We start from the raw sequence: 21040 nt of genomic DNA, 5'->3' as shown, positions 1-21040 counted from the left end.
CCATTCAAGCGAGGGAGTCAGTATACCGAATTCCAGTACGGGAAAGCTGTGACAGTTTATTTCCGGTTTCCCGATAACTGCCAATTGCTGGCATACGCGCGATGTTTGCTGATGACAGGCTTATGGCTTGCGCAGTATTTTCTGCAACCGCTCCTGTTCCCGGCGCGAGCTGCGATCCCGCAGCCAGAAAACCCGCACCGACCGAACCGCCAGCAAGCCGCGCCATGGCTCGCTTTTTCGCGGCAGGCATGGACATCACGTCTGGTGATAGGGAAAATAGTGTCGACCAGATAGACATCGGGAAATCGTATGAAACGGCGACCAGCTTCACGCCTGCTGATTCTCAACCCTGAACAACGGGTATTGCTATTCCTGTTCCATCATACTCAGGATGCCCTTGCCGGACAGCGTTATTGGGCAACACCTGGCGGGGCGGTAGAAAACGGAGAAACGTTTGAGCAGGCGGCGGTACGAGAGCTGTGGGAGGAGACCGGTATCCGTCGTCAGGACCCCGGCCCTTGTATCGCTACGTGTACCTTTACCATGGCGATGCCTGACGGAGACACCGTGATTGCCGATGAGCGGTTTTTTGTCATCCCTATCACCGACAGTACTCTCCACACTGGCAACTGGACAGCGCATGAACAGGAAGTGATGCGGGACCATCACTGGTGGAGCCGCGATGAACTCCTCACCACACAGGATAAGGTCTACCCGGAACAGTTGGTTGAAATGCTGTGGCCGGGCAGAACGTGTCTGGTTACGCCGCAGGAGGAACAGGCCAGGTGATATCGGGTGCGCTCTGTGCATCAATGGCGTCAACTTGTTTCATGTACTCGCGCCAGCGCACTAAACGGCTTTTATCATCATCAGAAATCACGCCCAGCAAGAGATCAGTCTGCCAGTTTGCTATCATTTTTTGTGCTTCTGACAATAGCTGCGTTTTTCGTAGCGTAGCGTCCGCAATATATTCATCCCGGCTTTTTTCAGGTGGCGTAAATACACCGTCAGAATACAGATAACCGACACCGACACGTTCTGATGAAATATCGATTAACGCGCCATTCTGCGGCTTCCAGTCAGCCCCAACATCGCTATCCCAGACTACGGTATTCATCACCACACCGTTTTCGATTACCGCGTATATTTTACTCATGCTGAATACTCCACAATCATAATGACGCCATTACCACCATTACCACCTTTAGTAGCAGGCTCACCTGGCATCTCATACCCACCACTACCACCAGAACCATCGATACCATCGATCCCTGCAATCGAACTATTCGACGTTAGTGGTGGAGCACCGAATGAAAAAACAGAATCGCCGCCTGCACCGGATTCATGACCGCTACTGAAAAAAATCGCAGGTGTACCTGAGCCGCCAAAACCCGCGACAAGATTCCCACCAGACCCAGTTCCGCCACCGCCATTACCCATCAGAAGTGACATACCGATTGCAGCTGCGATACCGTTAGCCCCCCTCGCTCCACCGATCGCCGTCATTAACGTTCCAAATTTCGTCGCGCCACCAAACCCCGGCTCATTTACCCCATCTACACCGCCCATGCCGCCAGCACCGACCTCCAGATAGATCAACGCAGGAATATCACCTTTACGGTAAAAAGATCGTGCCCAGCCGCCTGCACCACCGCCGGAACCTGCCGAGTGATAATTCTGTGGGGACGCCGCTGCTGCACCGCCGCCACCACCCGCACCACAGATGGTGACATCAATAGCAGACACATCATCAGGCCATTGATAATTCTGGCTTGAGGTGATTTTTTTTATGCGCAGGATACGGCCTGCAAAACGATTTTCTAAGCCCAAGTTTTTGACAAATTGAGTCGGATCCTGAATATCAGCACCGTTCTGATTTTTATCCATTTTTCCTGATAACCCGGCAGCAACAAACGCCGTGGTTGCCAGTTGTGTCGTACTCGTACCTGCTACAGCCGTCGGTGCCGCAGGAGTACCGGTAAATGCCGGACTCTCAATCGGCGCATACTGCTTATGCGGATTAACGGCGGCGACATGGTCAGCCAGCAAGGTATCGGCATAACGCCGTGTCGCCAGCGCCACCGTTGGGTCAAACTTCAGTGTTATTACATCGGTGCGGCTGACAATCAGGATCATGCGTACTGTCTGCACCCGGCCCGACCCTTCTTTCAGTTCCGGCTTATAGGTTTCCGGGCAGTTGCCAACCGCAATCAAGTCGCCATCCACGTCGTACAGCCCGATTTCACGCAGCCAGAATCCCCCTTCATTTTCCGGGATCACCTGCTCGGCAATCATCTGATTGGTGTTATCCGGGTCAACCGTTAACGAATTGATGACGCCGCGCCGTCTTTCATTCACCAGTCTGGTTTGCACTGAATCCGGAGTGGGGAGTACGCCGTTGCCATCTCCCACCCCCATTTGCACCAGTTCCAGCGATTTTCCCGCTGCTATCGCCGCCGCCAGCTTTTTCTCACCCACCTGGGTGAGCAAGGTAAAATATTTAGTCCCCATCGATTCTCTCATCAGCATGAATGTAAAGGAAAAAGTCAGGCAGCAGCAGGGGAATAAGAACACAGCAAGTGCTCACCGTCCTGTCTGCCTTGTGACAACCATTATGCTGATAGCGAGTCAAATCACCCGTTCATACGGGTGTGGCGGCGATGGCACAACAAGGCTATTGATGCCTGCCAGTAGCACGATAAAAATCCGATAATCAGCAAGGAGATACGTCAGAAAAGATCAATAAAAAAACACCCGTTCGGAATAACAGAACATGGTTATTCCGAACGGGTATAGCCCTAAATCAGTTTGCGGGTATAGTCGGCCAGTCGATATCCGGCGACTGAGACAGATCAATACGACTTAACTGTACCAGATAGATTTTCCAGCTTTTAAGCGCCTGGGTTTCCTGCTCGGTGGCGATGTCCAGTTCCTGCGCATAGGTCAGCTCACGGATACGCTCATGCGCCGTCTGGCGACGGCTTTCACACTCCTGTCGGGCCGCCTGTAGCAGGCTTTCCCGGTGCGCTGCGGTATCCGTTACCCATTGTGCGCCATCCCAACAGTCAAACTTGCTGGCTGGCGGCAGCAAGGTCAGGCGGGCGGGCAACGCTCCCAGCTCACTCACCACGTGCGGCTGACGCGTCTGCGTGTCGTAAACGGTCTGCCCACGTAAATCCGGCACCCATTCCCACTGCAGGCCATCAGACGAACGCCGTAGCGCCTGCCCTTCCGCCACAGGCTGCGGCGGCTCATCAGCATAGCTGTGCGCGGGAATCCCTGTTCCCGGCATCAGATATTCGTCACTGTAGCCATCGTACTCACGGGTTGCAGCATCCACGTGATACACCCGTAACCAGCCAGCTTGAGCCGCCAGCCCATCCACCGCCAGCACCGCGCGCACGTCCTGTGTTGATATCGTCATCATGCCGCCCTCACGATGTAGTTAAAGGCGATGTTGCGGGGCCTGTTTTCTGCAGCTACTGGAGTACGTAATACGCGTTTTACTTTTTCTCCACTGAAAGCATAACCTCCGGAACCGATACTCGTCGCGATGCCGAGGGATGGAGGCAAGTCAATCCCTTGATACTCCTGCAACGTATTCCATATTTTATCTCCCGTTCCAACAATCGCCCCCAGTTCTGACGATGTGTTTATTGCAGTAGACCATAATCCCTCAAGCATGTGGTTATGATCTGGAATTGCTCCCTCTTGCTGGCTAAGCAGCGCTCTGCTCGCATCCACTCCTCTCCCATCATCCCAACCGCGAATAAATTCACCGCGCAAATCCGGCAGCACACCGGACGGGTAGACCTGCGCCAGCCGGGGATAGACAGTTTTATCAAACGACTGGCCGTTACATTTCAGCCAGCCCGCCGGGGCGGTCGCCTGCGGCCAGGGTTGTGGAATACCGACAAATTCACTGATCAACAGATACTGCGAATGGGGGTTGGGTTCGGCAAGATGCCCCGCCAGCAGCGTATCCGCATAACGCCGTGTCGCCAGCGCGACTGTCGGGTCAAATTTTAGCGTTACCGCATCGGTACGGCTGACAATCAGGATCATGCGTACCGTCTGTACCCGGCCCGACCCTTCCTTCAGTTCCGGTTTATAGGTTTCCGGGCAATTGGCTACCGCAATCAAATTGCCAGCCGCATCATACAAACCAATTTCACGCAGCCAGAATCCCCCTTCATTTTCCGGGATCACCTGCTCGGCAATAATCTGACCGGGGTTATCCGGGTCTACACTCAGGGAATTGATCACCGCCCGGCGCTTTTCATTCACCAATTTGGTCTGCATCGTATCTGGCGTCTGTAATACCCCACCGCCATCCCCAACGCCCATCTCGGTAATTTCCAGTGGCTTTCCGGTTGAGATTGCTTCCGCCAGTTTAACCTCACCGATACGGGTAAGAATCGTAAAGTATTTGGTTCCCATCGTTTCTCTCGTCTGCGTCAATTAAAAGTTGGTCAGCGGCAGCAAACATGGTGGTTATGCAAATATCCAATGTTCGTTCTGCTTTCTGACAACCATTATGCAAACACCCCGAAAATATTACCTGTTGATGACGTTGTCTCTGCCATGGCACAACAAGCCGGTAAAATAAACCCGCCATTAAGGCGGGAAAACGTCAAAAAAAGAGGACACGGTGAATACGGCTTAACTACACCAGATAGAACGAGTGAATTGATACCTCCAGTCTTCCCGGTACTCACCGGGCTACATATTCGGTTTCTCCGGCCAGCTAACATTCGGCGCAGTAGAGATGTCTACTGCCTTCACGGCTTTGATGTATTGCATCCATTCAACCAGCTTCGCTTTATCCCCGTCAGCAATGATGTCCAGTGCAAGTTCTGTTCGCCAGTCGGCAGTCAGGTCATTCGCCGTTGAAAGAAGTAGTTGTCGTCTTGCCTCGACTTCTCTAATCAGTTGCATCTGCGATGGTGCGGGTTCATCAACCCAGATAAGCCCACCCTCGACGTATCCCAGCATTTTTCCCACTGGCTGATTAACCGGGCTGAACCGCACGGCATCGTCATCGCCGATTTCTATCCCATCTGATGGCCATGTACCTGCACGTTCATAATCAGCATAAAGCTGTGCGGGATAAATAACATTCTGCGAGGGTGAATAAACGCTATTAATTTTTTTCATATCAGTATCCTATAGCCAGATAGCCAACGGTTATCCCCGTCAAAGCATTGCCCGTGGCAGAGTCTACAAAGTTGATGTTCGCCGCAGTTCTGTCAAAAATATTCGGTGTAGCAACCCACCGTACCCCTAACGTGTTGTACACAATCCCAATCAGCACGATGGCCGTTGTAGGGAACGGAATAGGGTAGCTTTTCGTAAATCCCCCAATGTCACTCAATACACCATAATCGAACTGTACAATGTGACCTGTCGGCAATCTGAATGCATTATTGCTGCCGATTGAAAAACTATGCATATCAGGGAGTTGACCAGCACCAGTACCTACGTTTTTTTTCGCTGCGGTTCCTAAACCAAGGTATTCGAGAAGCGCAGCAACAGATTTTCCTGACAATGCAGTCAGCGTGTTGTCCAGCGGCTGTTTGCCCGCCAGTGCGTTCGTGATTGTGGTGGCAAAGTTTGGATCGTTACCCAAAGCGGCTGCCAGTTCATTCAGCGTATCAAGTACTTCTGGAGAAGAGGCAACCAGTGCTTCAATAGCGCCTTTAACAAATGCGGTCGTTGCCAGCTGACTATTGCGGGTTCCTGCAACCGCCGTTGGCGCAGTCGGCACCCCCGTCAGCGAGGGACTTACCAGCGGTGCATATTGCGGATGGGGGTTACTGGCAGCAAGGTGTTTTGCCATCAGGTCATCGGCATAGGCTTGCACCTCAATCGCCTTGTCATCAACAAACTTACGCGTTGCCAGCACCACCGCCGGGTCAATGCTCAATGACACGGCCTGAGCATGACTGACGACCAAAATCATGCGCACGGTTTGTACACGGCCAGAGCCTTCCTGTAATTGCGGCTTGTAGGTGTCCGGGCAGTTGGCCACGGCAACTAACTCCCCGTCCGCATCGTACAAACCAATTTCACGCAGCCAGAATCCGCCTTCATTTTCCGGAATCACCTGTTCGGCAATAATCTGATTCGGATTAGTGGGATCAACATGCAGAGTATTTAATACCGCCCGACGTTTTTCATTAATTAATGCCGTCTGAGTCGAATTAGGCGTTGTTGGATTACCGCCGCCATCGCCCACGCCCATATGAGTAATATTCAGCATTTTCCCTAATGCCGTGGCATTCGCCAGTTTTGCCGTACCCACCTGGGTGAGTAACGCCATATATTTCGCCGCCATACCATTTTCCTTTTGAATCATCTTAAACAGCACGTGACATCGCAATGAACACAGCCCTAATCGCGGCCTGTTTTTGCAAGCCATTCCATTTTATTGTTGCCTCTGACAACATTATGCAAAGAGACGGGCGGCAAATCGCCTGACTGGCGTTGTCTCTGCCATGGCACAACAAACAGATAAAAAGAAACCCGCCATTAAGGCGGGTAGGAAAAAGGTGAAAATAAAATAACTGCCCATAAATAATTAACATATTATTTTTTAAAAAGGTTAAGAAATAATTTAATTGGTATTATCCCATTATTACCTAATTGGCATTTATTACAGAATAAATATTTATCACTTATTACGCAGCTCTCACTATGTAGTTAAAGGCGATGTTACGGGGGCGATTTTCGTTGGCTGTAGGTACAACCCTTGATGCATCAAAAACAACATTGAAGCCGACAGAACCTGTAGTATTTGAAGTAGCATCATATGCAATCTGAGAACTCGGAAACATCGCTCCGGTCGGAGCATTTGTCCCAACAGCCATGTCATCCATGACAAACGAAGCAACAATATTTCTAATCGCATCCCCTTGTGATGAAAGCAGGCCTCTATTGCTATCCACCCCTCTTCCATCATCCCAACCGCGAATAAATTCACCGCGCAAATCCGGCAACACGCCAGACGGGTAGACCTGCGCCAACCGCGGATAACGGGTTTTATCAAATGCCTGGCCATTGCATTTGAGCCAGCCATCCGGTGCGGTCGCTTGCGGCCAGGGCAATGGCATACCCACAATGTCATTAATATCCAGTTTTAGTTTGATGCTGTTGTCAGTTTTATCTGATAGAGAATTAACCGCACCAGCAACAAACGCCGTGGTTGCCAGTTGTGTTGTATTCGTTCCTGCTACTGCTGTAGGCGCAGTGGGATTACCCGTCAGCGCCGGACTGGCAATCGGCGCATACTGTTTGTGCGGATTCGCGTCATTCACATGGCTGGTCATCAGCCCATCGGCATAGGCTTGCACCTCAATCGCCTTGTCATCAACCGACTTACGCGTTGCCAGCACCACCGCCGGGTCTACTTTCAACGTGACGGCACTGGCGTTACTGACCACTAAAATCATACGTACGGTTTGTACGCGGCCAGAGCCTTCCTGTAATTGCGGCTTATAGGTGTCCGGGCAGTTGGCCACGGCAATTAAATCCCCGTCCGCATCATACAAACCAATTTCACGCAGCCAGAATCCGCCTTCATTTTCCGGAATCACCTGTTCGGCAATAATCTGATTCGGATTAGCGGGATCGACTCTCAGGGCATTCAATACCGCACGACGTTTTTCATTGATCAATGCCGTCTGAGTCGGATTAGGCGTTGTTGGATTACCGCCGCCATCACCCACCCCCATATGGGTAATATTCAGCATTTTCCCTAATGCCGTGGCATTCGCCAGTTTTGCCGTACCCACCTGAGTGAGTAATGTCATGTATTTCACCGCCATACCATTTTCCTTTTGAATCATCTTAAACAGCACGTGACATCGCAATGAACACAGCCCTAATCGCGGCCTGTTTTGCAAGCCATTCCATTTTGTTGTTGCCTCTGACAACATTATGCAAATAGACGGGCGGCAAATCGCCTGGCTGGCGTTGTTTCTGCCATGGCACAACAAACGGATAAAAAGAAACCCGCCATTAAGGCGGGTAGGAATATCAATAGGGTGAATTATTCAGTCGGTGCAGGCCACATAGAATAATTAATATGTTGTTATTCCAGACAGGTGTCGAAATAGGTTTAAATCAGTTTATCGGTATTATTCCGTTACTACTCAGTTGGCATTTTGTACAGCAAAAAAATATTTATCACTCGTTACGCTGCCCTTACGATGTAGTTAAAGGCAATGTTGCGGGGGCGGGTTTCCATACCTCCTGCCGGGAGAACGATGCCGCGGCGCACATAATAGCCGCCATCGCCACCATTGGCGTCCTGTGCTCCGCCCTTAGCCTGGGAATTACCACTATTCGGCCACGAAACAAAATCGTGGCTGTGGGATCTAATTTCATCCCCCTGCCAACTAAACAGCTGTCGCCCCGCATCCACTCCCCGCCCATCATCCCAGCCACGAATAAACTCGCCGCGCAGATCCGGCAACGTGCCTGATGGGTAGAGCTGCGCCAGCCGTGGATAGCGATTCTTGTCAAACGTCTGGCCGTTGCACTTGAGCCAGCCTGTCGGAGCAACCGCACCGGGGAATGGCAGCGGAATGCCCGCCAGTTCTGCCGCAAACCATGCTGATGTAATGGCGCTGTTGCTGTTATCTCCGGCAGCAGGCGCGGTCAGTGTTGCCGTGCTGGTAATCCATGTTGCGGACCCGGCAGTGGGAGCAATCGTGATATCACCGCCATCCGTGAGCGCGACGCGATTCCCCCCCTTGCCCACCAATTCTAAAGACCGGTTATTTTCACTGCGCCCGACCGCCCACAAAAATGCGCCGGCACTGTCAACTGAATGCAGATACGACCCGGACGTTGGCGCCACTGTGCTCTGCTGCAACCTGATTTGATTTCCATCGCCCGTTACAGCCACATTACCGGTGAACGACGGGCTGGATAGTAGCGCATATGACGTAATGGTCTGGTTGAATTCGGCCACCGAGAGCGCGCCAATATCCGCAGGTGATGGCCTGAATCCGGTGGTGTAAATCTGCTCCCAGTCATGCTCAAAACCCTTGTCATCGCGGGACGTCCGATAACTCAGCCCACCGTTACCGTAACGCGCAGCAAACTGAAGGGCGGTACAACTCGACGCTGAGCCGTGAAAATGCAACACGGCCTGTGAATACGACCCTAAATAGGCCTCATAGAATCCGCTTTTGGCATCCCACGGCACATCCCATCCAGTCGCCCTGCTCGTAAAATCCAGCGCGAAGGCGTTATCAGCGATCGCGTTATGCACAAATGCGGTTGTCGCTAACTGGGATGAGTTATTCCCGGAATTTACTGTTGGCGCGGTAGGCACCCCCGTCAGCGCCGGGCTTGCAATCGGTGCATACTGCTTGTGTGGACTCACAGCGGCAATATGTGCGGCTAATCCATTGTCGGTATAGGATTTAACTTCCGTGACTTTCGTATCGGTATACGCCTGCGAAGATAACGCCTTGTCATCCACATATTTCCGACTGGCCAGCACCACTGCTGGGTCAATGGTCAACGACACCGCATCAGTCTGGCTGACTGCCAGAATCATACGCACCGTCTGTACACGCCCCGACCCTTCCTGCAATTGCGGCTTATAGGTTTCCGGGCAGTTGGCGACTGCAATCAGATTATCGCTCGCATCATACAACCCTATTTCACGCAGCCAGAATCCGCCTTCATTTTCCGGAATCACCTGTTCGGCAATAATCTGATTAGCATTGGTCGGATCAAGTACCAACGAATTAAGCGCGGCGCGCCGTTTTTCATTGATCAAGGCAGTTTGCGCGGGATCTGGCGTTGGCAGAACACCACCGCCATCTCCTACGCCCATCCGGGTGATTTCCAACTGTTTTCCCTGTGCGATTGCATTTGCCAGCCTGGCAGCTCCCACTTTGGTAAGCAGAGCCGTATATTTCGTGCTCATAATATGTCTCATCAGAATTAGCGATAAAGGAACCCATGCACAGGCATGGAACAAATACCGCCACGCTCTCGACACTCGCTTTTTCAAGCGATTTCAGCCCATTGTGGCAGTACCGGGCATTATGCTGACCAGCCAGCAAAAACGTGCACGATGAGGGTTGGTACATCGACAACACAACAAGCCGTATTCAAAAAATAAAACGATTTTTTTTGTGAATATTTGGAAAGAAAATGATGATTAGTAACATCATTGACATAACAGAAATATAATTTACTCATAGAATAAATTGATGAGAATTAACATAAATTAGCACGCATTATTATTTTCAGAAAAATCATGAAGCAAAGTTAAGGAGATAGGTCATGAAGATGAATGTTTCATTTCTTTTTCTGGGGCTGATGGCAATAAGTTCCAGTCAGGCAAGCTCGTTAACAACTGATAATAATGAACAAAAACTTGAAGTCGGCTTTGGTAAGCCAACTTACAGGCAAACGCTGCACTACCGTAAACTCTATGAGAAAAAGCCATTCCCCGATGCGAAAATATTCTATTACGACAACGGCATTTATAAAATAATATCGCAAGGCGAAGAACATTATGGCGTTTACGTCATGCAAGGCGGTTTTCAGGATCAAACCTATACTATCAGATATATCTCATTGCCATCTGATGACTGGGGGAAAAAGACCGCATTCCATCAGTTAACATTTATTAATGGTGATAAAGAGAAATATTTTATACAGAATGCCATCGTCGAAACGGGCGAAGCCATAGCGCAACAAAATGGTACATTTACCCAGGAAGAAAATAAGGTCAATAATCCAATCACACAGAAGTGGCATAAAAATTAACATATTGCCGTTTTAAAACATTGCCGTTAATGCAAAAAAAAACGGCTATCTACCACTCGCCGGCAAAAAAAAGCCCTCCATCAAGGAGGGCTAAAAGACAGGGATGGTGTCTATGGCAAGGAAAACAGGTTACTTCTCTAACACACTACTCTCAGCACTACTCGGAAAAACACGCATTACACTACTCGGTACTCTCGTTCTGACCCTGACGGGACAGTTCCAGATTCTGACTATCCACACCAGACGCCGACATCCGTTGGCGCACAGTCTGCATGGCCTGTTCATACTTCTGATTAAGAATCGATTTCTGCTCCGGCGTCAGCATGTTGTACATCTGGTTGCTCACTCTGGCTATCTCCACCTGACGCACAATTTGCGCCTGAACCATTTTGGCAACTTGCGCCTGCACCGCCGGAGCATCAAATTTTTCCGCCGTTACCAACTGATGCATGGCTTCCACATCGTTCGCATCATACGCGGGTTGTTCATGGCGTACCTGCCGCATCAGGTCACGCATTTGCTGACGCTGATGTTCCGTCAGCTTCACACCGTCAAACATGCCTTGCTGACTCTCTGTGCGTTTCGTGGCAGAGTCATCCCGATAACAGCTCCCCAATACAGGAGTACGGTTTTCGGAGAATACATGGTCTTCGGTAGATAAATCGTTTTTGGTTGCCATCACAGTGCTGGTTACCAGCATCAGCAGTGAAGTAAGAGATAACGAGATGATGGTGCTTCGCATCAATAACTCCTCTGTGTTCACGTACCGCTTGTGTTGGCGTACGGTGTGCCGTGTACTGTTTGGCTAATCGATGAGTTCAGTCTAATTGCCTTGCTGCAAACATGCGTCAGACGATGTAAAACTACGTAAAGTCATGGAATAGCGGCGATCTATGACGTATTTTGCCCGTGGAGGTAGGTAAATCATGAATAAAATCCTGTTGGTTGATGACGATCGCGAGCTGACATCCCTGTTGCGGGAATTGCTCGAAATGGAAGGCTTTAACGTCGTTGTCGCCCATGACGGCGAACAGGCGTTAAGCGTGTTGGATGACTCGGTTGACCTGTTATTGCTGGATATCATGATGCCGAAGAAAAACGGCATCGATACGCTCAAGGAAGTGCGCCAACGCTACCAGACGCCGGTAATCATGCTTACCGCCCGCGGCAGCGAACTGGACCGCGTACTCGGTCTGGAACTGGGCGCGGACGACTATCTGCCCAAGCCTTTTAACGACCGGGAACTGGTCGCCCGTATCCGCGCTATTTTGCGGCGCTCCAACTGGACAGACCAACAGCAGGCCGGCGAAGCCAGCGCGCCAACCATTGAAGTGGATGCGCTGCGGCTGAACCCAGGCCGTCAGGAAGCCAGCTTCGACAATGACGTGCTGGATTTGACCGGTACGGAATTTACCTTGCTCTACCTGCTGGCGCAGCGTCTGGGCCAGGTGGTGTCGCGCGAACATCTCAGTCAGGAGGTACTGGGTAAGCGCCTGACGCCGTTCGACCGCGCCATTGATATGCATATCTCTAACCTGCGGCGCAAGCTGCCAGAACGCAAGGATGGTCTGCCCTGGTTTAAAACGCTGCGCGGCAGAGGCTACCTGATGGTGTCTACCGCATGATCCGGGTTGCGATGGTATGATCAATAGCCTTACTGCCCGTATCTTTGCCATTTTCTGGCTGACGCTGGCACTGGTGCTGATGCTGGTGCTGATGTTGCCGAAACTGGATTCCCGGCAACTCACCCCGCTGCTGGAAAACGAACAGCGGCAGGGGTTGATGCTGGAACAGCACATCGAAGCCGAGCTGGCGATCGACCCGGCGAATGATTTGCTGTGGTGGCGCCGTTTGTTTCGCGTTATCGAAAAGTGGGCGCCACCCGGTCAGCGCCTGCTGCTGGTCACCAGCGAAGGGCGCGTGATTGGCGCCCAGCGTAATGAAATGCAGATGGTGCGCAATTTCATCGGCCAGTCTGACAGCGCGGATTTCCCGCAAAAGAAAAAATACGGTCGGCTGGAATTGCTGGGACCATTCTCCGTGCGCGATGGCGAAGACAGCTACCTGATGTACATGCTGCGCCCCGCCAGCAGTCCGCAATCTGATTTTATCAACCTGTTGTTTGACCGCCCGCTGCTGCTGTTGATAGTTACCATGCTCACCAGTTCACCGCTGTTGCTGTGGCTGGCCTGGAGCCTGGCGAAACCAGCACGCAAGTTGAAAAACGCCGCCGATGAAGTGGCGCGCGGCAACCTGAAGCAGCATCCTGAGCTGGAGTCCGGCCCACAGGAATTCCGGGCGACCGGCGCCAGCTTTAACCAGATGGTGAGCGCACTGGAGCGAATGGTGACCGCGCAACAACGCCTGTTATCCGACATTTCCCATGAATTGCGTACGCCGTTGACCCGTCTGCAACTGGCGACCGCGCTATTGCGGCGGCGTCAGGGGGAAGGCAACGAACTGAACCGCATCGAAACCGAAACCCAACGGCTCGATGGCATGATTAACGACCTGCTGGTGCTGTCGCGCAACCAGCACAAAAATGAACTGTCGCGGGAAGCACTACAGGCAGACGAACTGTGGAACGATGTGCTGGATGATGCCCGCTTTGAAGCCGAACAGATGGGTAAAACGCTGGAGGTGCTATCGCCCCCCGGTCCCTGGCCGTTGTTCGGCAACCCAACTGCGCTCGACAGTGCGCTGGAAAATGTGGTGCGTAATGCGTTGCGCTATTCGCACAGCCGTATCGCCGTGTCGTTTTCGGCTGATGCTCAGGGTGTCACCATTGTTGTTGGTGACGATGGTCCCGGCGTCAGCCCGGAAGATCGAGAGCAAATTTTCCGGCCATTCTACCGTACCGATGAAGCCCGTGACCGCGAGTCTGGCGGTACGGGGTTGGGGCTGGCAATTGTCGAAACGGCTATTTCCCAACATCGCGGCTGGGCTAAAGCCGATGAAAGCCCGCTTGGCGGTTTGCAGCTCACGCTCTGGCTACCGCTCTATCAATGTTAATAATTAACGGCAATCATCAACGTGACTCGCGTGCATAAATAGTGCCTCCTTCTCTTCGGGCGCGGGCTACCGCGCCCGCTGTCACATCCATACCTTCAGCCGATTGAGTTTTTCCTCCGGTCGGGTAGAGTGAGAGCCTGTGCCGCCGGACTAAAACTGCCATCAACAGGCTACAATCAACAAGTGGCGCAGCCCGGTCGGCAAAAGCAAAAAAGTAGTTATTCCTTCAGTCATGCATGAACCTGCACATGTCTGATGGAATAAGTTCTTGATGTTGCCTGACACCTTGCACAGGAAAAGAACATGAAAGGATTAGCCTTAATGGCTGGATTCATTGCCACGCTGGCACAGATGTCAGCGTACGCTTCCGTCGATGGCGTATGCGGTTTTTCCGATGCCGATTGTGGTATGCCTGCGCTCCCCTATCTTCTGCCGGATAACGACACCCGGACCAATCTGGTGCTGCTGCAAAGCAGCCGTAATCATATTCCGCTGCCGCTTCCCCAGCCGGAGCCGGATCAGACCCGTTCACGCGTTGACCCCTTCACCGCTTACCGTGTGATGGGATTAGCCGCTACCGAAGAAGCCAGCGACAGCGCAGAAACCAACAAATCAACTTCCTCCAGCACCCCGTCGGACGATGGAACCGACGATGACGATAACGCCTCTCTGCTGCAAAAAGCCGCGCAGTTACACTTCCCCGACACCGAATTGAGCAAACTGCGCGACCTGACGCCGGTCGATCTGGATGGACGCTGGATTTCCAACGACTTCACCACGCTGGAGCGTTTTTTCGACCTGCTGCTGGCAGACAAAGAGCTGAACGATACCCAACGTACCCAGTTAGCGCTGGTGCGAACAAGGATGCTGTCCAGCGAATACATTGTTGATAACGTCATGACCGATGTCGCCAGCGTGCCGGAAACCGGCCATGCCGGCGAGTGGCGGCGCTACCTGATCAGTGCCACCCAATTTTATGAAGGCCAGTTTGATCAAGCGGAAAAAGGCTTCCAGCAGTTGTTGCAGGCCAGCCAACCGTGGGTGGCGGAAACCGCCCGTTATATGCTGATTCGGGTATCGATTAATCAGGCGATGAACGACGCGCAGGACGAATACAACATGTTCGACCCCCGCAAAATGGACAAGTCCGCCGGACAACAAGCGGTGAAACGTGTTGATGAGTATCTGAAACAGTATCCTAAAGGGATATATGTCGAATCGGCTAACGGTCTGTACCGCCGGGCTGAGTGGATCAGCGGCGACACCGCCGCGTTAGCTGGCCGCTTCAGTCGGGTGTTGGCTGCGGCCAACAGCGTGGATCAACTGCTGACCATTAGCAACGAAATTGACAACAAACTGCTGGAAGACAACCGCTTTGTGTCCTCAGCCGATACGCCAATCCTGATGCTGGTACAGGACATCAAACGCCTGCGCAGCCCTGACGGCTGGATGACGTTGCCCGCGCTGACGCAAGAGGAGATCACCCGCCAGCAACCATTGTTTGACAAAGCCGGTATGCCGGATGCCTTTCGTTATCTGCAAGCGGCGTTTCAGTACTATCAGCAGCGGGATTACGCCGCAGTATTGAAAACCCTGCCCATGACCACCGCAAAGGACATCACCGAGGTTACCGCCTTCAGTAGCCAGATACTGCGCGGACTGGCGATGCAACAACAAAAACAGTGGGACGATGCGGAAGCACACTGGCGTCATTTGCTGATGCTGAAAACCACCTACACCCAGCAACAGTACCTGCAACTGGCGCTGGCGCAAACGCTGGTGGACAGCGGCCATCCGGAGCGGGTGTTCACGCCGGAAAGCCCGGTCAAAAACCTGCGTTTTCGCTCCGCCATCCTGAAAGTCAGCGCCGATGCCGAGTTGTTGCACCGGCAGACCAGCCCGCAACAGACGCATGAAGAACGCGTCATCGCCCTGCACACCCTGTTGACCAAGCAGCTAACACACCGCGATTACGCTGGTTTTCTGAAAGACAGCGCACTGCTTAAGACCATTGCACCGTTGCAAAGTACAGAGAACATGAGCTGGAACGAAGAAGATCTGACGGCGTTCGGTTGGGATGGCAGCGACACTGAAGAGGGGTATGAATGCCCCACGCTACAGGAAACCGTCACCATCCTGAGCATGAATCCTAATCACGCCCATGCGCTCAACTGTATGGGTGAGTTCTTCCTGCGTACCGGCAACGGCGTGGGATTCGACTGGGGCGAAAGCAACATGCTTAACGGCCTGACGGATGCCGACGAGCACTATCAAGGCCAGGAATTTAATCGTCTGGATAACTACATGCAGGTGATTGCCGACGCGAAAGCCCCACCGGAAGATAAAAGCTATGCGCTCTACCGCGCCATCTACTGCTACGCCCCCAGCGGCTACAATGATTGCGGCTCGCAGGATATCAGTAAAGAAACGCGCAAGGCGTGGTTCCGGCAGCTCAAAACGGACTTTAAAGGCAGCCAATGGGCGCGACAGCTCAAATATTACTGGTAGTCCGTTGCGGCATTGCGTTGATGAGCCTGTTGTGTCTGAGTTTCACTGCGCACGGCAGCACGGTTAACGCCACCCACTATCAGGCTTTTTGGTTGTGGGCGGCGGTGCAGCCCCAGCCGGTGTTATCTCAGGCTACTATGCTCTACCTGCATCAGGGGGAAATCGCCCGACGGAAAGGCAAAACGGTGTTTCTGCGTCAGGGCATCCCGGTCAGCGCGCTGCCGGTCAGGCACCTTTGGCTGTCGTTTCGGGTTTCTGACTTGCGCCTCGGTAAACCAGAGTTGCAGCGACTGTTGCAACTCCGCAAGCGTTGGGCCGCCGCCGGCAATCAGGTCGATGGCATCCAGATCGATTTCGATGCCAAAAGCTACCACCTGTCGCACTATGTCGCCTTTTTGCAAACGCTCCGCCAGCAACTACCGCCTGACTGCCGTTTGAGCATTACCGGGTTGCTGGATTGGGCCAAAACCGGCGACATCCGGCAACTCAACCGTCTAAACGGGGTGGTGGATGACATCGTGGTGCAGACCTATCAGGGACGGCATACCGTGGAAAATTACACCGCCTATCTGCCTGCGTTGATGAAGCTGACACTGCCGTTCCGGCTCGGACTGGTACAGCACGGTAAGTGGGATGAACAGTGGCAGCGGCGGCTGGCATCATCGCCATTCTACCGGGGTGAAGTGGTATTCCTGCTTAACCCGACCCCCGTGCGTCGTACCCCTATCCTCCAGGCCCTGCAACGGCATTAAACGCACATGCTCCTGTCGGTTCCCGCGGGTTCTGCGCGTCAGCGTCGGCCACCAAACCCATTTTGTCGCCAGGCCTCGTAGCTGATAATCGCTACCGAGTTGGACAAATTCAGGCTGCGGCAGTCAGGCTCCATCGGAATGCGAATGCGAAACTCCGGTGCGAAGCCGTTGCGAATAGCATCCGGTAAGCCTGCGGTTTCCGAGCCAAACAGCAGCACATCACCCGGCTGGTAGTCGGGTTCATCGTAAGGGCGGCTGCCTTTGGTGGTACAGGCGAAAATCCGGCATCCAGGTACAGCGGCCAGAAACGCCGCATAATCGGCATGGCGCTGCACCTTTGCCAGATCGTGATAATCCAGCCCGGCGCGGCGCAGTTTTTTTTCCTCGAAATCAAAGCCTAACGGCTCGATCAGGTGCAATGAACAGCCATTATTGGCCGCCAGACGGATAATATTACCGGTATTGGGTGCAATCTGTGGCTCATAGAGCGCAATATGAAACATGATAAAGTCAGGCAAGAAAATACGAAAAAGGTGGGCGTCAGTATAGCGTATTCCGTCCCCCACTAACGACCTGTGTGGCACATCGTCCGATCTGTCGGCGAAAACCAGACGCGGCCTGCATTAACCGCTAGAATAAAACCTGATAAGGCCGTCGTTTCCCCCGGAGGAGCTATGAGAATACTGCCTTCCCTGATGTGGCTGCTGAGCCTGCCGTGGCTGGCTCTGGCCGCCACACAACCGATCTCGCCACAGCAGCAGCAATTTGAAAACGGCATCAGCAGCCAGAAACGGCTGTTGCAGGAGATGCAGCAAAACCAGCGGCTCCAACAGCAACTGTTAAATCAGGAAATCCAGCAGCGCAGCCGCGATCAACAGCAACAACTGCAACAGCAACTGGAACAGAATCGCCAGCGTATCCAGCAATCCAGCCCCGGCAATACCAACCGGTACTGACTCTGCGCCACCCCGCCGCTCACGTCAGGATCACCGGCGGGTAGCGCAGGGTGTTTATAGCCTTACGCCCAGCAGCGTCAGAATCAACGGCGTGGTAATCCCCGCCAACGTGGTTGACATCAACAGGCTGGCGGCAACCGGACCGCCCAGCACATTGAATTGCCGCGACATCAGGTAGATGTTGACGCCCACCGCCATCGAACCCAGCAGCACCACCACACGGGTTTCCATCTCCGGCAGACCCAGCGCGACCGCCAGCACCCACACCACCAGCGGCTGCACCACCAGCTTGATGAGACAGATAGCCATGCTGATTTGCCAGCCATCGCGGATGCGGTATTCCGCCAGCCCCATGCCTAGTGTCACCAGCGACAACGGCACCGCAATCTGCCCTAACATACCGATAGGTTTATCAAGGGTGTCGGGTAGCGGCAGGCCGGTAAGGCTGTAGAGCGTTCCACTGAGAATACCGATGATCAGCGGGTTCTTCAGCACGCCGACAGCGGTTTTACCAAACCCCTGCATTGACAGCGAACCGTTACGCGCCCATTCCACAGAAACCGTCACCAACGTCCATAAAATCAAGCCGTTGAACACCAGCACTAACGCCACGGAGGGGATCGCCTGTGGGCCAAGCATCAACGTAGCAATCGGTAAGCCCAGCATCACGTTGTTAGAGAAAATACCGCTGAGCGAGAACACCGAACCGGAAACGCCATCCAGCCGGAAAACCCGGCTCGCTACCACCCGCCCCAGCACAAACACGATAAAACAGCTGCCGAAGAAGGCTATCAGCAACCGGGCATCTACCGCTGGCCGTTTGGAGAAATCGCACATCATGCGGAACAACATGGCAGGCAAGGCAACCGAAAACACAAATTTAGTGAGCGCATCGGTCACCGCGGACGGCCAGCGACCAAGGCGAACCAGCGCATACCCCAGTGCAATCAGTACAAACAGCGGCAGGGAAAGAAAAATCTGGTGCCAAAGAGAAATAATAAACGTGGGCATCGCCCTTCCTTGAAAAAATGCGCGGTTCATCTGGGCGAAGGCTGATGGCGGGTCACGACGGCAAGGCAAACCCTGCCGGGGAGTGGGCCGAACAGCCCAGGTCATACAGGAAACGCCGGATGAAATACGCCGGTTTATTATTAGCCGGCGTGGTGTGCTGTCAGGACAGGCGACATTCAGCCGACGTTAATTAAATTGCGGTCCAATCAAATCTATCCGGTCAGTACAGATGCAGTCAACGCCCCACAGCAACAGGGTGCGAGCGCGGTCAGGCTGATTGACGGTATACACCAGAATGCGCAGCCCAGCGTCTTTCAACTGTCTGACGCGCGCTTCATCGAGCAGGCGGTGGTTGAGGTGAATCGACACACAGCCGAGACGTGTGGTCAGGGCGCGCCAGTCGTCGTCCCATTCGTCCAGCAGCAGACCACGCGGCAATTCCGGCACCGCCTGCTGCGCCGCGGCCAGCGCATCAACTGAAAACGACGACAACAACGGCGCGACCGGATGGTTCCGCCACAACTCACGGGCCGCCAGCGCCACCACGCGGCCAGTCTGCTCCTCACAGCTGGTCGTCGGTTTGATCTCGATATTGGCTGCCATACCGTACTGCTCGCAGCGTTTCGCTACTTCAGACAGCAACGGCAGGCGTTCGCCCTGAAACTGGCTGCTGTACCAGCTACCGGCGTCCAGCCCGACCAGTTTGTCCCACGGCAGTTCGCCCGCCACACCCCAACCGTTGCTGGTACGCTCCAGCGTATCGTCGTGTAACAAGAAGATGTGCCCGTCCTGCGACAGCTTGGCGTCGAACTCGATCATCTTGTGACCATGCTGTGCGCCGACATCAATCGCCGCCAGTGTGTTTTCTGGTGCCAGAGAACCACCGCCACGGTGGGCGACGATAGCAGGATAAAGCCAATTCGGGGTCATGCTTCCATCCGTAATCCGCTTTGCGAATCAAATATATGCCAGGATACCGTCGGCAGCGTAAGCCACAGGGTTTCTCCCACCGCCGGACAATGTTCGTGCGACAGGCGCACCACGATATTCTGCCCCGCCCATTTGCCGTGCGCCAGATTATCCGCACCCAGCAATTCCAGCGTGTCCACCACCAGCGGCACGCCGCCGGCATCGGCGGTGGACTGCAAAATATGCTCCGGGCGCATACCCAGCGTGACGGCACGCCCCTGCCACTGCGGTTTCGCCACCGGCAGCGGCAGCGAGAAATCCGCCGACAGTTCGAGCCGGTTACCGTCTGCACTCACCTGCCCGGCCCACAAATTCATGGCAGGCGAACCGATGAAACTGGCGACGAACAACGACGCCGGCTTACGGTAAATCTCCGCCGGCGCGCCGATCTGTTCCGCCACGCCCTTGTTCATCACAATCACGCGGTGAGCCAGCGTCATCGCCTCCACCTGATCGTGGGTGACATACAGGCTGGTAGTTTTCAACCGCTTGTGCAGTTGTTGCAGTTCCAGACGCATCTGCACCCGCAACCTGGCATCAAGGTTGGACAGCGGTTCGTCGAACAGGAACACCGACGGTTCGCGCACAATGGCGCGCCCCATCGCCACACGCTGGCGCTGGCCGCCAGACAGCTCGCGCGGTTTACGCTGCAACAGCGGCTGTAACTCCAGAATACGTGCTGCGTCTTCCACCCGCTGGCGAATCTGCTCTTTACCAAAGCCCCGAATTTTCAGGCCGTAAGCCATGTTGTCGTAAACGCTCATATGCGGATAGAGCGCGTAATTCTGGAACACCATCGCAATGCCGCGATCTTTAGGTTCTTTATCCGTTACACGCTCATCGCCGATATAAATATCGCCGCTGGTGGTCTGTTCCAGACCGGCCACCATACGCAACAGCGTCGATTTACCGCAGCCGGACGGCCCTACCATCACCACGAATTCGCCGTCCGCCACGTCGAGATCAATCGGCTGAATTACCTGCGTTTTACCGTCATAGGATTTGGTGACGGCCTGAAGTTTTAAACATGCCATA

The 21040-nt window shown here is 53.5% G+C and carries 21 protein-coding genes; 7 read left to right on the top strand and 14 right to left on the bottom strand.

What is annotated here, in order from left to right:
- Nucleotides 1–4 precede the first annotated feature (4 nt).
- Nucleotides 5–298 carry a hypothetical protein gene (locus Dpoa569_RS00870; protein WP_155683826.1) on the bottom strand — a complete coding sequence of 98 codons (294 nt, stop codon included), beginning with the start codon at nucleotides 296–298 and terminating at the stop codon, nucleotides 5–7.
- An 11-nt stretch (nucleotides 299–309) separates the two neighbouring features.
- Between Dpoa569_RS00870 and Dpoa569_RS00865 the strand changes: the two genes are divergently transcribed.
- Entirely contained in the window at nucleotides 310–789 is a 480-nt protein-coding gene (locus Dpoa569_RS00865) for an NUDIX hydrolase (RefSeq protein ID WP_042867749.1), read from the top strand.
- On the opposite strand, the gene Dpoa569_RS00860 is transcribed toward Dpoa569_RS00865, so the two are convergent.
- The 8 genes from Dpoa569_RS00860 to Dpoa569_RS00825 all read right to left on the bottom strand — a co-directional run bounded on the left by Dpoa569_RS00860 (nucleotide 761) and on the right by Dpoa569_RS00825 (nucleotide 9946).
- Nucleotides 761–1156, bottom strand: coding sequence for a tail fiber assembly protein (locus Dpoa569_RS00860; RefSeq protein WP_042867746.1), 396 nt, complete (start codon nucleotides 1154–1156; stop codon nucleotides 761–763). The two genes, Dpoa569_RS00865 and Dpoa569_RS00860, sit on opposite strands and share 29 nt — an antisense overlap.
- Nucleotides 1153–2511, bottom strand: a complete 1359-nt coding sequence (locus Dpoa569_RS00855; RefSeq protein WP_146410951.1) for a phage tail protein — start codon at nucleotides 2509–2511, stop codon at nucleotides 1153–1155. The genes Dpoa569_RS00860 and Dpoa569_RS00855 overlap by 4 nt, the downstream gene beginning before the upstream one ends.
- 292 nt (nucleotides 2512–2803) lie before the next feature.
- On the bottom strand, nucleotides 2804–3424 hold the full coding sequence (locus Dpoa569_RS00850; RefSeq protein WP_050569369.1) for a tail fiber assembly protein: 621 nt from the start codon (nucleotides 3422–3424) through the stop codon (nucleotides 2804–2806).
- Nucleotides 3424–4440, bottom strand: a complete 1017-nt coding sequence (locus Dpoa569_RS00845) for a phage tail-collar fiber domain-containing protein (RefSeq protein ID WP_042867740.1) — start codon at nucleotides 4438–4440, stop codon at nucleotides 3424–3426. The genes Dpoa569_RS00850 and Dpoa569_RS00845 overlap by 1 nt, the downstream gene beginning before the upstream one ends.
- Nucleotides 4441–4722: 282 nt before the next feature.
- Nucleotides 4723–5157, bottom strand: a complete 435-nt coding sequence (locus tag Dpoa569_RS00840; RefSeq protein ID WP_042867738.1) for a tail fiber assembly protein — start codon at nucleotides 5155–5157, stop codon at nucleotides 4723–4725.
- Between the two features lies 1 nt (nucleotide 5158).
- The gene (locus Dpoa569_RS00835) at nucleotides 5159–6337 is read right to left on the bottom strand and encodes a phage tail protein (protein WP_042867736.1); all 1179 of its coding nucleotides are present in this window, start codon (nucleotides 6335–6337) and stop codon (nucleotides 5159–5161) included.
- 343 nt (nucleotides 6338–6680) lie between these two features.
- Nucleotides 6681–7826 carry a phage tail-collar fiber domain-containing protein gene (locus tag Dpoa569_RS00830; protein ID WP_042867734.1) on the bottom strand — a complete coding sequence of 382 codons (1146 nt, stop codon included), beginning with the start codon at nucleotides 7824–7826 and terminating at the stop codon, nucleotides 6681–6683.
- Between the two features lie 368 nt (nucleotides 7827–8194).
- Entirely contained in the window at nucleotides 8195–9946 is a 1752-nt protein-coding gene (locus Dpoa569_RS00825; RefSeq protein ID WP_146410948.1) for a phage tail-collar fiber domain-containing protein, read from the bottom strand.
- A 362-nt stretch (nucleotides 9947–10308) separates the two neighbouring features.
- On the opposite strand from Dpoa569_RS00825, the gene Dpoa569_RS00820 reads away from it, so the two are divergent.
- Complete coding sequence (locus Dpoa569_RS00820; RefSeq protein ID WP_128569650.1) at nucleotides 10309–10797, top strand: hypothetical protein; 489 nt, start codon at nucleotides 10309–10311, stop codon at nucleotides 10795–10797.
- 181 nt (nucleotides 10798–10978) lie between these two features.
- On the opposite strand, the gene cpxP is transcribed toward Dpoa569_RS00820, so the two are convergent.
- Entirely contained in the window at nucleotides 10979–11539 is a 561-nt protein-coding gene (cpxP, locus tag Dpoa569_RS00815; RefSeq protein WP_042867732.1) for a cell-envelope stress modulator CpxP, read from the bottom strand.
- A 184-nt stretch (nucleotides 11540–11723) separates the two neighbouring features.
- Between cpxP and cpxR the strand changes: the two genes are divergently transcribed.
- From cpxR to Dpoa569_RS00795, 4 genes are all read left to right on the top strand, one after another.
- Entirely contained in the window at nucleotides 11724–12422 is a 699-nt protein-coding gene (cpxR, locus tag Dpoa569_RS00810; protein ID WP_042867730.1) for an envelope stress response regulator transcription factor CpxR, read from the top strand.
- A 16-nt stretch (nucleotides 12423–12438) separates the two neighbouring features.
- A complete protein-coding gene (gene cpxA / locus Dpoa569_RS00805) occupies nucleotides 12439–13809 on the top strand; it encodes an envelope stress sensor histidine kinase CpxA (RefSeq protein ID WP_042867728.1) in 1371 nt (456 codons plus the stop codon).
- A gap of 303 nt (nucleotides 13810–14112) precedes the next feature.
- Nucleotides 14113–16317 (top strand): hypothetical protein, encoded by a 2205-nt coding sequence (locus Dpoa569_RS00800; protein ID WP_042867726.1) that lies wholly within the window; start codon nucleotides 14113–14115, stop codon nucleotides 16315–16317.
- Entirely contained in the window at nucleotides 16287–17069 is a 783-nt protein-coding gene (locus Dpoa569_RS00795) for a DUF3142 domain-containing protein (RefSeq protein WP_042867724.1), read from the top strand. Before Dpoa569_RS00800 ends, Dpoa569_RS00795 begins: the two co-directional genes overlap by 31 nt.
- 38 nt (nucleotides 17070–17107) lie before the next feature.
- On the opposite strand, the gene Dpoa569_RS00790 is transcribed toward Dpoa569_RS00795, so the two are convergent.
- Nucleotides 17108–17572 (bottom strand): tRNA (cytidine(34)-2'-O)-methyltransferase, encoded by a 465-nt coding sequence (locus Dpoa569_RS00790; RefSeq protein WP_042867722.1) that lies wholly within the window; start codon nucleotides 17570–17572, stop codon nucleotides 17108–17110.
- Between the two features lie 171 nt (nucleotides 17573–17743).
- Between Dpoa569_RS00790 and Dpoa569_RS00785 the strand changes: the two genes are divergently transcribed.
- On the top strand, nucleotides 17744–18025 hold the full coding sequence (locus Dpoa569_RS00785) for a DUF2756 domain-containing protein (RefSeq protein ID WP_042867720.1): 282 nt from the start codon (nucleotides 17744–17746) through the stop codon (nucleotides 18023–18025).
- A 54-nt stretch (nucleotides 18026–18079) separates the two neighbouring features.
- Here the strand turns inward: Dpoa569_RS00785 and Dpoa569_RS00780 are convergent, their stop codons facing one another.
- The 3 genes from Dpoa569_RS00780 to Dpoa569_RS00770 form a co-directional block, all read right to left on the bottom strand.
- A complete protein-coding gene (locus tag Dpoa569_RS00780) occupies nucleotides 18080–19036 on the bottom strand; it encodes an AEC family transporter (protein WP_042867718.1) in 957 nt (318 codons plus the stop codon).
- A 186-nt stretch (nucleotides 19037–19222) separates the two neighbouring features.
- Nucleotides 19223–19966 carry a glycerophosphodiester phosphodiesterase gene (gene ugpQ / locus Dpoa569_RS00775; protein WP_042867716.1) on the bottom strand — a complete coding sequence of 248 codons (744 nt, stop codon included), beginning with the start codon at nucleotides 19964–19966 and terminating at the stop codon, nucleotides 19223–19225.
- Entirely contained in the window at nucleotides 19963–21039 is a 1077-nt protein-coding gene (locus tag Dpoa569_RS00770) for a sn-glycerol-3-phosphate import ATP-binding protein UgpC (RefSeq protein ID WP_042867715.1), read from the bottom strand. Before Dpoa569_RS00770 ends, ugpQ begins: the two co-directional genes overlap by 4 nt.
- Nucleotide 21040 lies beyond the last annotated feature (1 nt).

Origin of the sequence: Dickeya poaceiphila (genome assembly GCF_007858975.2) — a bacterium.
GTDB lineage: Bacteria > Pseudomonadota > Gammaproteobacteria > Enterobacterales > Enterobacteriaceae > Dickeya > Dickeya poaceiphila.
Note: the sequence above shows the minus strand (reverse complement) of the source record. Positions and strands in the feature narration are given on the sequence as shown.